Source organism: Candidatus Competibacter denitrificans Run_A_D11, assembly GCF_001051235.1.
GTDB classification, from domain to species: domain Bacteria; phylum Pseudomonadota; class Gammaproteobacteria; order Competibacterales; family Competibacteraceae; genus Competibacter_A; species Competibacter_A denitrificans.
The window spans coordinates 1-12,994 of record NZ_CBTJ020000051.1 but is presented as its reverse complement, the minus strand read 5'-3'; the positions used below and the strand labels follow the sequence as shown (position 1 = coordinate 12,994).

Sequence of the window (12,994 nt, the reverse complement as noted above, 5' to 3'; positions counted from 1 at the left end):
ACAGAATTACTTGGCGATGATTCATTTGGCCTGCGCCCTGATTGTCTCCAGAAAGTTGGAGACCGTTTGAAAAGCAAATCTTGTGTCGGATATCCTCTAAACGTGCTGCGCCACAACGGCCCTCCGCGCGACAGCATCCGTCGACGCAAACTCCGCGCCGCACTCAACGATGAGTACCGCTTACGCTTGCTCATCGGCCGGCCCAAGCCCGCTACCCCATAGCGCGATTGCCCTGGCATAAAACCGACCCGTTGACACGGATTTGTCGCGGATATGAATTAAGCTTTTGCTATCTCATCCAGCAGGGGAAACGCACATCATGGCCAGCTCGGTTCAAAAGCGTATCGGCGTTCTGACCAGTGGCGGCGACGCTCAGGGTATGAATGCGGCGGTCAGGGCTGTTGTTCGCTCGGCGCTGCATTTCAAAGCCGGTGTTTACGCGATTTATGAAGGCTATCAGGGGATGGTTGAGGGCGGAGATCGCATCCGACCGCTGGCCTGGGATGATGTCGGCAGCATTCTGCACCGAGGCGGCACCGTCATCGGCACCGCCCGCAGCGCCGAATTCCGCGAGCGCCCCGGCCGCCTGCGTGCGGCCCGCAACCTGCTTCAGCACGGCATCGACCGGCTGGTGATCATCGGCGGCGATGGCAGCCTGACCGGCGCCGATCTCTTCCGCCGTGAATGGCCGGAGCTGGTGGCGGAACTGGTCCGCAACGGCGAAATCGATTCCGCAACCGCTGAACAGCATCCGGCCTTGATGATCGCTGGCCTGGTCGGCTCCATTGATAACGACATGGTGGGCACTGATATGACTATCGGTGCCGATTCTGCGTTGTATCGGATCATCGAAGCCATCGACGCCATCACCAGCACGGCGGCCAGCCATCAACGCAGTTTCGTAGTGGAAGTGATGGGCCGCCACTGCGGCTATCTTGCCCTGATGAGTGCCATCGCTGGCGGTACCGATTACGTGTTGATTCCAGAGAACCCGCCGCCAGAGGATTGGGAGGCGCAAATGTGTGAGTTGCTGCGCCACGGCCGCACGTCAGGCCGCCGCGACAGTATCGTGGTGGTTGCCGAGGGCGCCTGTGATCGCCAGGGCAAACCGATCAGTGCGGATCATGTACGCCAGGTGCTGGAAGAGCGGCTGGGGGAAGATACCCGCGTCACCATCCTGGGCCATGTCCAGCGTGGTGGCACGCCCAGTGCCTTCGACCGCTGGATGAGCACCTTGCTGGGTTATGCTGCGGTTCAGGAAATGCTGGCAGCCACGCCCGAAACTGAGCCGCAGATGATCGGTATCCGTTATAACCGCATCGACCGGGCACCATTGATGCAATGCGTTAAACAAACCCACAGCGTCGCCCAGAAGATCGCCGCCAAGGAGTACGCCGACGCGATGGCGCTACGCGGCAGCAGCTTCACCGAAATGTTTAAGATGTTCAAGTTGATGGCGGAAGCCATGCCCAGCGTGGCCCTACCGGCTCAACCACGGCGCTTGGCGATCCTGCACGCCGGGGGATTAGCGCCCGGGATGAATCCTGCCGTGCGCGCCGCCGTGCGTCTTGGTCTGGATCGCGGTCATGTCATGCTCGGTATTCGCGGCGGGTTTCAGGGTTTGATTGACGGGCGCATTGAGGAATTGCGTTGGGGCGATGTTGAAGGTTGGTCGGCCCTCGGCGGCGCCGAGCTGGGCACCAATCGGCAAATTCCAACGCTTGAGCAGTTCTACTCGGTGGGTCGGTCACTGGAGACCCAACGCATCGACGCCCTGCTGATTATCGGCGGCTGGGCGGCTTATAAAGCTATTTATGAATTGTACCGGGAGCGAGAGCGGTATCCGGCCTTTAAGATTCCGATGATCTGTCTGCCGGCCAGTATCGACAATAATTTGCCTGGTTCAGAGCTGAGCATTGGTGCTGATACCGCTCTCAACGTCATTGTGGAGGCGCTCGACCGAATTAAGCAGTCGGCTACGGCGGCGCGGCGCTGCTTTGTGGTGGAAACCATGGGTCGTTTCTGCGGTTATCTGGCGCTGATGAGCGGTTTGGCGGGCGGCGCCGAGCGCGTTTATCTACACGAAGAAGGGATTACACTCAAAGGCTTGCAGGCCGATGTCGAAAGTATGGTCGAGAGCTTTCGCGGTGGACGGCGACTCTATCTGGCCATCCGTAGCGAGCGCGCCAACCCGCGTTATACCGTGGATTTCCTGAGCCGGCTGTTCGAGGAGGAAAGCCACGGTTGCTTCGATGTGCGCCAGGCGGTGCTAGGGCACATCCAGCAGGGCGGCAATCCGTCTCCTTTTGATCGCATTCTGGCAAGCCGGCTGGCTGCACGTTGCATTGATTATCTGTCCCAAGCCTTGGAAGCAAAATCGACCGAAAGCGCGTTTATGGGTTTATCCGAGGGCAAGGTCACGATTTTCCCGCTCAAACAGATGCCGGATATGGTGGACTGGACTTACCGTCGCCCCAAGGAGCAATGGTGGCTGGCGCTGCGGCCATTGGTGCAAGCGCTGGCAGAATCGACCGCCTCGCCGGAGCAAGAGGTTTAGGATTCACAGCCAACAGCGTGAACGCCTAGCGCCGTCCTTCGCCACCGGCCCGTCGCAGAATGACATCCAGCGCGCGGGTCGGGAGCAGCCGTCGGAGCACGCCAAACAGATAGGTCGGCACAGTCACCGGATAGCGGGTGCGGGGCCGGGGGCTTTCCAGCGCGTGAATCACCCGCTTCAGCACCGCTTCCGGCGGCAGGGTAAATGGCGCCGCCGGCCCTACCTTAGTCAGCCGTGCCTCCATGGCAACGTACTTGTCCCGATGCGAGCTGGTTTCCGCGCGGATATGCCGCTGATAGGCCCGATACGCGTTATCGCGAAACCGGCTCAGAATCGGCCCCGGCTCGATCAGGCAAACGGCAATGCCGCTGCCGCACAGTTCCAACCGCAGGGTATCGGCCAAACCTTCCAAGGCAAACTTACTGGCGACATAAGCGCCACGATACGGGAACGCGACCAACCCCAACACCGAACTGATATAAACAATCCGCCCGGCCCCGTGTTGGCGCATGACGGGAAGAAGCAAATTGGTCAATTCCTGCGTACCGAACAGATTGGTTTCGAATTGCTCCCGCAGCGCCTCCCGACTCAAATCCTCCACCGCACCGGGCTGACCATAGGCTCCATTATTCAGCAACGCCTCCAGACGTCCGCCGGTACGGGCCAGCACCTCAGCGACGGCTGCCTGGATCGAGGCGGAATCGGCCAGATCCAACCGCAAGCTTTCCAAACCGGCCGCTTGGAGGCGTGCCACATCAGCCGCACGCCGCGCCGTTGCGAACACCCGCCAACCCCGGCCTTGCAAACCATAAGCAACACACTCGCCGATACCCGTCGAACACCCGGTAATCAAAATACTTTTCTTATCCATTTCGCAGTGCAATAAAACTGTCATATAAATGTAATATAAAAGCCGCCATCCTACTGTACCGTTAGTGAAGGGTCACTAAACCGGCGGGAAAAACCGGCCAGTGATCAGCATTTTTTCTATCGGTAACAACCCTTTATTGGAGGCTTTTCGTGATCAAACACAAACTCGCGCTCGCGGTGGCAGCCACTATCCTGACCGCCACGGCTTATGGCCAGTCGGCCCGTGACTACATCAGCATCGTGGGTTCCTCCACGGTCTATCCTTTCACGACAGCGGTGGCCGAGCAATTCGGCAAAGCCAACGCCAACTTCAAGACCCCGAAAGTCGAATCCACCGGTACTGGCGGCGGCTTCAAGCTGTTTTGCGGTGGCGTCGGCGTCCAGCACCCCGATATCAGCAACGCCTCGCGCGCTATCAAAAAATCCGAGATCGAAACCTGCGCCAAGAACGGCGTGACCGAGATCGTGGAAATCAATATCGGCTTTGACGGCATCGTGCTGGCTTCGAGCAAAAAGAACAAGCCCATGCCCCTGACCATCAAGGATCTCTGGTTGGCGCTGGCCAAGGAAGTGCCCGATCCTGCGACTGGCAAACTGGTGATGAATAATTTCAAGACCTGGAAAGACATCAATGCCGCGCTGCCAGCCAACAAGATCGAAGTGTTAGGGCCACCGCCAACATCCGGCACCCGCGATGCGTTTGTCGAGCTGGTGATGGATCACGGCTGTAAGGAGTTTCCGGCTATTAAGGATCTGGAAAAAGCCGATGAGAAAAAAGCTAAAGCCACCTGCCAGACCATTCGAGAAGATGGTGTTTTCATCGAAGCCGGTGAAAACGACAATCTGATCGTCAATAAACTGGTGGCCAACCCGAATGCTCTGGGAATCTTCGGCTACAGCTTCCTGGAAGAGAATCTGGACAAGATCCAGGGTGAGACCATCAACGGCGTGGCGCCCAGCTTCGAAACCATTGCTGATGGCAAATATCCGGTATCGCGCCCGCTGTTTGTCTACGCCAAAAAAGCCCATGTTGGGGTTATTCCCGGCATTAAGGAGTTTATCGCTGAATTCACCAGCGAAAAGGCGATGGGTGACGAGGGTTATCTGGCCCGCAAAGGCTTGATCCCGCTGCCGAACGCTAAGCGCAAACAGGTCGCGATGGATGCCAATGCTCTGAAAGTCATGGCCCCTTAATTAAGTCAGATCGTACCGAGGCACTGCCCGTCGCTGAGAAGATGCAGCGCGGCCAGTGCTTCGTGTCGTAGCGGAGACTTCATGCAGTTTTTTCTCCTCTTGGCGCTCATCTTGCTGAGTGCGGTTGCGTACTATCTGGGCCGCAAACGGGCATTGACAGTTGCCGGTGGCCAGATCCGCAACCTGCATTCCCTACCCAGTTTCTATGGTTCTTATACCGCACTGTGGTGTGGCTTGCCCGCGCTGGCCGTTCTGGCCCTGTGGGCTGCCCTGCAACCGGATATCCTGACTAACCTGGTGGTCGCGGACCTACCAACCGAGCTACGCGATTTACCGCCAGATCAGCTAAATCTGGTCGTCAATAATCTTAAAAATCTGGTGAGCGGTCACTTCGTCTCCAGCACCACCGATCCGGCCATGCAAGCCGCTGCCGAGCGCTACCAAAACTTGCGCCTGATCGGCAATGCCGCGCTGTGGGTGGTGGCTTTAAGCATCGCTATGGGTGGAATCGCTTACGCCTGGCGCCGCATTGCTCCCACCTTGCGCGCCCGCAACAGTGTCGAGAGCGTAGTCACAATCTTCCTGATCGCCAGTTCGACCGTGGCTATCTTTACCACCATCGGCATTATTCTCTCGGTGGTATTCGAGTCGTTGTTATTTTTCCGTCAAGTACCGGTCAGCGAATTTCTCTTTGGCTTGCAGTGGAGTCCGCAAACCGCCTTGCGCGCCGATCAGATCGGTTCCTCCGGGGCCTTTGGCGCGGTCCCGTTGTTTGGTGGCACGTTGCTGATTTCGGGCATCGCCATGCTGGTCGCCGTGCCCATCGGCTTGATGTCGGCTTTGTATCTGTCGGAATACGCTACCCCGAAATTTCGCGCCTTCGCCAAACCAGCGCTGGAGATCCTGGCTGGCATTCCGACGGTGGTCTACGGCTTCTTCGCCGCCCTAACCGTCGCACCGCTGATTCGTGAGATCGGTACCGCGTTGGGCCTGCATGTCGCATCGGAAAGCGCGCTCGCCGCCGGCTTGGTGATGGGCATTATGATCATTCCCTTTGTCTCTTCGCTGTCCGATGATGTGATCAACGCGGTCCCGCAATCCATGCGCGACGGCTCCTACGCACTGGGGGCGACCAAATCGGAGACCATCACGCGCGTGTTGTTGCCCGCTGCGCTACCCGGCATTGTCGGTAGCATTTTGCTGGCCGTCTCGCGCGCCATCGGCGAAACCATGATCGTGGTGATGGCCGCTGGTCTATCCGCCAACTTAACCGCTAATCCACTGGAAGCGGTTACTACCGTGACGGTGCAGATTGTCACCCTATTGACCGGCGATCAGGAGTTCGATAGCCCCAAGACTTTGGCCGCCTTTGCGCTGGGTCTGGTGTTGTTTGTGGTGACGTTGATCCTCAACATCATCGCCCTGCGGGTGGTGCGCAAATACCGGGAACAGTATGAATAAGCCAGCTACGGGCAGCGCGACCCCGCCGCCCAGCCGCAATATCAAAGCCATCGTTCATCAAAACCTCGCGCGCCGTCGCGCCGCCGAACGGCGTTTTCGTGGCTATGGGCTGGTCGCCATCACGCTCGGCCTGGCCTTCGTCGTGCTGATGTTCGGCAATATCATCAGTAAGGGCCTGCCCGCATTTTGGCAAACCTATATCCAGGTGCCGATTACGTTTGATAGCACCGTGCTCGATCCGCAAGGCGCTCGTGATCCGCAAGCGCTAGCCAACGCCGATTATGCGACCCTGGTCCGTGCTGGGATGCGACAGTTATTTCCTCATGTCGAGGGCCGCTTACCCTTGCGGGCGCTCGGTGGACTGATCAGTTCCGATGCCGCTTACGAGTTGCAACGCCGTATTCAGGACCAGCCGGAATTGCTCGGCTCCACGCAGGAGGTCTGGCTGCTGGCCTCGGCAGCCGTCGATACCTTCTTCAAAGGCAACATCGACCGCACACTCCCCGAAGCGGAACGACCGATCAAAGACAATCAAATTGAATGGCTTGACAAGCTAAAAACGAGCGGCAAAATCGAGAAGCAATTCAATGCCGTGCTGTTTCAGAGTGGTGATTCCCGCGAGCCGGAGCAAGCGGGGATTCGCGGTGCGCTGATGGGGTCTTTTTTCACGCTGCTGGTCACGTTTCTGCTGTCCTTTCCCATCGGAGTAGCGACGGCGGTGTATCTGGAAGAGTTCGCGCCCAAAAATCGCTGGACCGATATCATTGAAGTGAATATCAACAATCTGGCTGCCGTCCCGTCTATTGTGTTCGGCCTGCTCGGCTTGGCGGTCTTCATCAACTTCTTCGGCCTGCCGCGTTCCGCACCCTTGGTCGGCGGCCTGGTGCTCAGTTTGATGACCCTGCCGGTCATCATCATCGCTGGCCGCGCCGCTCTCACCTCGGTACCCCCATCGATCCGCGAAGCGGCACTCGGCATGGGGGCCTCCAAGTTACAAATGGTCGGCCATCATGTCTTGCCACTGGCCATGCCCGGCATGTTGACCGGTTCGATCATCGGTATGGCCCGTGCTCTGGGCGAATCCGCACCGCTCTTGATGATCGGGATGGTCGCTTTTATCGTGGATGTGCCCAAGAATTTCCTCGACCCCGCCACGGTGCTGCCGGTACAAATCTATCTCTGGTCCGATCTGCCCGAACGCGCGTTCGTCGAGCGGACTTCGGCGGCGATCATGGTGCTGTTGGCTTTCATGATCCTGATGAACGGATTGGCGATTCTCTTGCGCAAGCGCTTCGAGCGGCGCTGGTAAATTGCCGAGCCTATAACACCCGATTGCGTTCACTTTTTAGCACAGGATGACCGCCGCATGAGTACGACCGTTCTCGAAACTCAGACCGCTCTGGATCAGGCTTTACAAGCCAGCACGGCCCCGCGCCACAAATCCAGCGTGGAAGTGACCGATTACAACAATCGGCAAACCGTCGGCAAGATCACGGTGGATAATCCCAAAATGGTCTGCCGGGATGTCGATGTCTTTTACGGCGCCAAACAGGCCATTAAAAAGGTCGGCCTCGATATCGGCGCCAACGAAGTGATCGCCTTCATTGGCCCCTCCGGTTGTGGCAAATCGACCTTTCTGCGTTGCCTTAACCGGATGAATGACACCATCGCATCGTGTCGAGTCACCGGGCAAATCATGCTCGATAATGAAGATATCTACGCCAAGGAAATCGACGTGGTGCAACTGCGGGCACGGGTGGGCATGGTGTTTCAAAAACCTAATCCGTTCCCTAAGTCCATTTACGAGAACATCGCCTACGGGCCGCGCATTCACGGCATGGTCAATACCAAAGCGGAGCTGGATGAACTGGTACATGACAGCCTGGAGCGGGCCGGACTGATCAAGGAAGTCGAAAAGCGGATGCAGGAGCCGGGCACCAGCCTATCGGGTGGCCAACAGCAGCGACTGTGCATCGCCCGCGCCATCGCGGTTAATCCCGAAGTCATTCTGATGGACGAACCCTGTTCGGCGCTCGATCCCATCGCCACCGCCAAGATCGAGGAACTGATTGACGAATTGCGAGAAAATTACACCATCGTCATCGTCACCCACTCCATGCAACAGGCCGCTCGCGTCTCGCAGCGCACCGCATACTTCCATTTGGGCGATCTGATCGAAATCGGTGATACCGATCAGATTTTTACCAATCCGCGCCACAAACTGACCGAAGACTACATCACGGGCCGTTTCGGCTGAGGCCGATAGCCCGCCAATTACTGGAGACTCCCGCCATGGCGATCAGCCAAGAAGCGCATACCGTCAAGCAGTTCGATATCCAGCTCGCCAATCTGCGCAACATGGTGCTGGAGATGGGCGGCTTGGTCGAGGACCAGATCCAATCCGCTGTCGCTGCACTGGATCAGGAAGACTCCAACGCCGCGCGCGAAGTGATCGCCCGTGACCGGATCATCAACGGCCTCCAGGTAAAGGCTGATGAAGATTGCGTGAGCATCATCGCCCTGCGCCAACCCCTCGGCAGCGATCTGCGGATGATCATGTCGCTGGCCAATTCCGTCACCGATCTGGAACGGATCGGCGACAGTGCCAAGAAAATCGCCCGCATGACCTTGCAGATGTATGAGGGTGTGAGTAGCCAACCCAGCGCCAAGCTATTACGCGACGTGCGGCCGATGGCGGAATTGGCAAGCCGGATGCTACGCGATTGCCTTGATGCCTTAGCCCGACTGGATATTGAGAAAGCACTGACCATTATTCACAACGATGATGAGTTGGATCAGGAATTCCAATCCGCGCTGCGGCGCTTAATCACGTATATGATGGAGGATTCACGGACCATCGGCCACGCTATCAATGTTGTCTTCATTATCAAGGCGCTGGAACGGATCGGCGATCATTGCACCAACATCGCCGAGCATATCGTTTATTTGGTGGAAGGCAGGAATATCCAGCAGCGCCGCAACATCGACATGGACGCCGCCTCGACTTTAGCGCATAACGAAGCGGTGAAGGAATAGCGGCCGGTCGCCCTACTCCGCCATACTCGGCTCATCACCTGCTTGCAGGCCATAGTACTTGAGTCGCCGCCATAAGGTTGTTCGACTCATGCCCATATCTCTGGCCACCAAGCTGGTTTTACCATTATGGCACTCAAGCAAGCGAATAATTTCAGCGCGCTCGATGTGCTCCATGCGGGTTCCCGGCACCGGATTAAAAGAGGGCTGCGGCAACCAATTACCGATTTCAATTGCGGAAGATTTGGCGTTCAAAAGCACCGCCCGTTCGATCAGATTCTCCAGCTCGCGCACGTTACCGGGAAAATGGTAGTGACACAATTCGGCAAGCGCCTCTTGGCTAAAGCGATTGACCGAGCTTAAGAAGCGTCTGCTGTGCTTTTTCAGACAATGCTCAGCCAATAAAGGAATATCTTCCAGACGTTCCCGCAACGGAGGGACATGGATCGGAAACACATTAATCCGATAATAAAGATCAGACCGAAACCGATTGTTTTGAATCTCAATATCCAAATTTTTATTGGTAGCGGAAATAATTCTCACATCAACTTCTCGATAGGCGGTATCACCAACCCGGCGGAATCGTCCTTCTTGCAGGACCTGCAAAAGCTTGACCTGTAATAAGGGACTCATCTCGCTGATTTCATCGAGAAAGACCGTTCCTCCATCCGCAGCCTCAAACAAACCTTTATGGTCTTTTACCGCACCGGTGAAGGCCCCTCGCTTATGGCCAAACAGCTCGCTTTCCAGTAGCGACTCGGTGAGTGCCCCACAATTTTGCTCCACAAATAACTTATCTTTCCGTGGCCCATGGTAGTGAATATAGCGGGCCAGCAGCGTTTTTCCTGTCCCGGTTTCTCCGGTCAATAAAACCGCCACCGAGGTATCAATCACCTTGGCCACCAATTCAAAAACGTGCTGCATCGCCGGACTTTGGCCAATGATATCGTCAGCTTGCATCTCGCTCTTCAGTGCTTTCCTGATCAGTGTATTTTCGTCGTGCAACCGGTCATTGGCGGCTTGGAGTTCTTTCACTAACCGTTGATTCTCTCTGATCAACTCATAGTTTTCCAAAGCTCGCTTAACAAGCACCTTCAAGTCTTGGCGATCCCAGGGCTTGGTGACATATTGGTAAATATGCCCCTTATTAATCGCTTCTATCAGCGCTGCGGTATCCGTATAACCTGTTAGAATAATGCGGATTGTATCAGGATTGATGGTAATCGCTTTCTGCAACAACTCGACACCCGTCATATCGGGCATCCGCTGGTCAGAAACAATCAGTGCAATATCCTTTTTTTCTAAAATATCCAGTGCCTCCAACCCACTACGGGCGGTAAAAATCTCATACTCATTTTTGAAAGTCAGCGTTAACGTCTGAAGAATCTCTTTCTCGTCGTCCACTAAAAGCAAGTTATGGCGGCTCATAGGTCTTTCCGATTAAGTCGAACAGGTAGCTCTAAGGTAAATTGCGTTCCAGCATACAATTCACTGGTTACTGAAATCTTGCCGCCGTGCTTTTGGACAATACCATAGGTGATGCTAAGGCCCAGCCCAGTCCCTTCCCCGACAGGCTTTGTGGTATAAAATGGGTCAAAGATGCTATCGAGATCTTTGGCTGCAATGCCAACACCGTTATCTCTGATAATAATTTTCACCCAACCCTCTAAAGATTCCGTTTCGACCCAAACATCCCCTTTATCGGTTATCGCCTGTGCCGCGTTTTGTAATAAATTCATAAAGACTTGATTGATTTGCCCAGGATAACATTCAACGTCTGGCAGATAACCATAGTTTCGATGCACGACAATTCGATCCTTGTACTGTCGTGTCAATAAATTAAGCGTTGACTCGATACCGTTTTGTAAATTTGTCATCACCAAACCCACATCATCAGTTCGAGAAAACGTCCGTAGATCCAAGACTATCTGTTTTACTCTGTCAGCTCCAATCCTGCAACTGTCTACCAGCTCTCGCAAGGTTGTGACAAGTGCGTTAAATTCAGCGCTATCTTTTTTTTCATCGCCTTGGCGGCGCAGATTTTCTAAAGGTTTCGAGCTTGAATAAGCCAAAATAATTTGGATCAGTTCCTCTAAATATTCATCGATAAACTCTAAATTACTATGAACAATGCTAATTGGGTTATTCAATTCATGGGCGACACCAGCCACCAGAAATCCTAATGAAGCCATTTTTTCAGAATGAACCAGTTGTTGTTGAGTATGGGTCAAGGTGTTATAGGCTTCCTCAAGTTGCTGATGCCGGTTGGTTAGTTCCCGGTTCACACTAGAAAGCTCTTCCGTGCGTTCCTCAACTTTAGCTTCCAAATCACGATTCGCCATTTCCAGAAAGCGCCGACGCTCTTCCTCCACCATTAGGGTATGAATTAATAGATAACTCCCATAAACCAAACTAAGCCCCACCATTCCTGCACTAATAGGTATCCATAGCATCAATTTATTAAAAACTAAGTAAGCAATTAACAAAAATAAACCAGAGAATAATCCAATCACCAACATCGCTATCAGGGGTTTTAGCTTTATCAACATAAGGCTGGCAACTAATATTAAAACACCAAGCAATACCATCTGCGTTGGCTTACTCAATTCAGTAATAAAAGGCCCCTGTAATAAATTACTGATGAGCGTCGCTTGAATCTCGACTCCTGATGTAGCACTACCCGATATCCAGGAAAAGGGCGTAAAAAATGTGTCACCAGACAAATTTTGGGATTCTGGAATGGTTTCCAGTGAGCGGCCGATTAAAATGATTTTGTCTTGAAAAATACCTGGCGGCAACAAGCGTTCATAATCCAGTGCCTGATAATAAGAGACCGTCGTTATCGTACGCGAAGGGCCTAGATAGTTGATTAATAGATCCTTTGAAAAATCAAGCTTACTAAGGGTTTTGCGCTCAGGCACAGACAGGTATTTGCCAACGATCTGTAAAGCGAAAGACGACATCCCAGGATAAAGCAGCCGGGAGCGGCGCACCACACCATCTCCGTCAATCGTGATCATTGGGCTACCGACTCCAGCAACCTTCATCAGGGTTGGCAATGGATCGACTCGAGTCGTAAGCCGAAATAGAGGATCATTGACAACAGAGAGAGCACTAACTAACACGACATTCCCAGCACTGCGTAGAGCACTCTCCAAAGCTAAATCTTCCTCAGGATTGGACGGTTCCGCAAAGAGCACATCAAACCCAATCACCTTGGCACCTGCTTTGTTGATCTGCTGGATTAAATGGGCGTGCATACCTCGCGGCCAAGGCCATTGGCGCTGAATTTCGGCCATGGATGGCTCATCGATAGCGACAATGACAATTTGACTAGGCGGAGATGAGATACCCCGCAAGGCAAACAGCAGATCTAATCCCTTTAGTTCTATCAGTGAAAAAAAGGAAAGATTTATAAGAATTAGCGTTAGCCCTGCGGAAATAATGGCAATAAACAAAACTTTCGTCACCGGACGAAATACTAAAGCCATTCTCTATACCCTAAAATAGTTATTAATTATTCCGTAAGTTAGAGCCTACCCGAAAATTCTTATTCAGATATAAATGATTAAGAGCAGCCCTCTTCATTAAGAGGTGGATACAATTTCTTCAGTAGAATGCGGATAGAAGAAACCCAAATCTGTAGTGCCCCAAAAAAGACTTCCGCTGGTTAAGAGCACCCGATTACCCACATCTTTTTATATTTTACAATCAATCGGTTATGATGATCTGATATGGCTGTCAGCCGCTAAGAATCTACGCTCGTGCAGGTGTTCCTAAAGCATCCGATTACCCACAAACTCGCATTATCCATCGCTGGCATAGGCAGCTTTAGCGGCGGCGACGCCCAAGGCGAACATCTGAACCCGTTGTAGACCC

Annotated in this window: 9 protein-coding genes and 1 pseudogene; 7 read left to right on the top strand and 3 right to left on the bottom strand. The window is 54.1% G+C overall.

Translation table 11 applies throughout. The features are described 5' to 3' along the window. Window positions 1–222: pseudogene (locus tag BN873_RS20690) on the top strand (hypothetical protein); the annotation flags it as partial. Between the two features lie 97 nt (window positions 223–319). Next, window positions 320–2,557, top strand: coding sequence for a 6-phosphofructokinase (locus BN873_RS11315; protein WP_048673729.1), 2,238 nt, complete (start codon window positions 320–322; stop codon window positions 2,555–2,557). Between the two features lie 25 nt (window positions 2,558–2,582). On the opposite strand, the gene BN873_RS11310 is transcribed toward BN873_RS11315, so the two are convergent. Then, window positions 2,583–3,428, bottom strand: a complete 846-nt coding sequence (locus BN873_RS11310; RefSeq protein WP_048673732.1) for an SDR family NAD(P)-dependent oxidoreductase — start codon at window positions 3,426–3,428, stop codon at window positions 2,583–2,585. A 149-nt stretch (window positions 3,429–3,577) separates the two neighbouring features. Between BN873_RS11310 and BN873_RS11305 the strand changes: the two genes are divergently transcribed. The 5 genes from BN873_RS11305 (at window position 3,578) to phoU (ending at window position 9,118) form a co-directional block, all read left to right on the top strand. After that, on the top strand, window positions 3,578–4,621 hold the full coding sequence (locus BN873_RS11305; RefSeq protein ID WP_053085316.1) for a PstS family phosphate ABC transporter substrate-binding protein: 1,044 nt from the start codon (window positions 3,578–3,580) through the stop codon (window positions 4,619–4,621). Between the two features lie 81 nt (window positions 4,622–4,702). Further along, on the top strand, window positions 4,703–6,082 hold the full coding sequence (pstC, locus tag BN873_RS11300; protein WP_048673727.1) for a phosphate ABC transporter permease subunit PstC: 1,380 nt from the start codon (window positions 4,703–4,705) through the stop codon (window positions 6,080–6,082). After that, complete coding sequence (gene pstA / locus BN873_RS11295) at window positions 6,075–7,391, top strand: phosphate ABC transporter permease PstA (protein WP_048673725.1); 1,317 nt, start codon at window positions 6,075–6,077, stop codon at window positions 7,389–7,391. Before pstC ends, pstA begins: the two co-directional genes overlap by 8 nt. Before the next feature lie 57 nt (window positions 7,392–7,448). Continuing rightward, the gene (gene pstB / locus BN873_RS11290) at window positions 7,449–8,339 is read left to right on the top strand and encodes a phosphate ABC transporter ATP-binding protein PstB (RefSeq protein ID WP_048673723.1); all 891 of its coding nucleotides are present in this window, start codon (window positions 7,449–7,451) and stop codon (window positions 8,337–8,339) included. A 35-nt stretch (window positions 8,340–8,374) separates the two neighbouring features. Further along, window positions 8,375–9,118 carry a phosphate signaling complex protein PhoU gene (phoU, locus tag BN873_RS11285; RefSeq protein WP_048673721.1) on the top strand — a complete coding sequence of 248 codons (744 nt, stop codon included), beginning with the start codon at window positions 8,375–8,377 and terminating at the stop codon, window positions 9,116–9,118. Between the two features lie 12 nt (window positions 9,119–9,130). Here phoU and BN873_RS11280 read toward each other — a convergent pair whose 3' ends face one another. Beyond that, window positions 9,131–10,543 carry a sigma-54-dependent transcriptional regulator gene (locus BN873_RS11280; RefSeq protein WP_048673719.1) on the bottom strand — a complete coding sequence of 471 codons (1,413 nt, stop codon included), beginning with the start codon at window positions 10,541–10,543 and terminating at the stop codon, window positions 9,131–9,133. Then, window positions 10,540–12,606 (bottom strand): CHASE2 domain-containing protein, encoded by a 2,067-nt coding sequence (locus tag BN873_RS11275; RefSeq protein WP_082161231.1) that lies wholly within the window; start codon window positions 12,604–12,606, stop codon window positions 10,540–10,542. Before BN873_RS11275 ends, BN873_RS11280 begins: the two co-directional genes overlap by 4 nt. Between the last annotated feature and the right edge of the window lie 388 nt (window positions 12,607–12,994).

Coding starts and splice junctions, on each gene's coding strand:
- BN873_RS11315 (WP_048673729.1), top strand. CDS start 320: ATGGCCAGCTCGGTTCAAAAGCGTATCGGCGTTCTGACCAGTGGCGGC.
- BN873_RS11310 (WP_048673732.1), bottom strand. CDS start 3,428: ATGGATAAGAAAAGTATTTTGATTACCGGGTGTTCGACGGGTATCGGC.
- pstC (WP_048673727.1), top strand. CDS start 4,703: ATGCAGTTTTTTCTCCTCTTGGCGCTCATCTTGCTGAGTGCGGTTGCG.
- pstA (WP_048673725.1), top strand. CDS start 6,075: ATGAATAAGCCAGCTACGGGCAGCGCGACCCCGCCGCCCAGCCGCAAT.
- pstB (WP_048673723.1), top strand. CDS start 7,449: ATGAGTACGACCGTTCTCGAAACTCAGACCGCTCTGGATCAGGCTTTA.
- phoU (WP_048673721.1), top strand. CDS start 8,375: ATGGCGATCAGCCAAGAAGCGCATACCGTCAAGCAGTTCGATATCCAG.
- BN873_RS11280 (WP_048673719.1), bottom strand. CDS start 10,543: ATGAGCCGCCATAACTTGCTTTTAGTGGACGACGAGAAAGAGATTCTT.
- BN873_RS11275 (WP_082161231.1), bottom strand. CDS start 12,606: ATGGCTTTAGTATTTCGTCCGGTGACGAAAGTTTTGTTTATTGCCATT.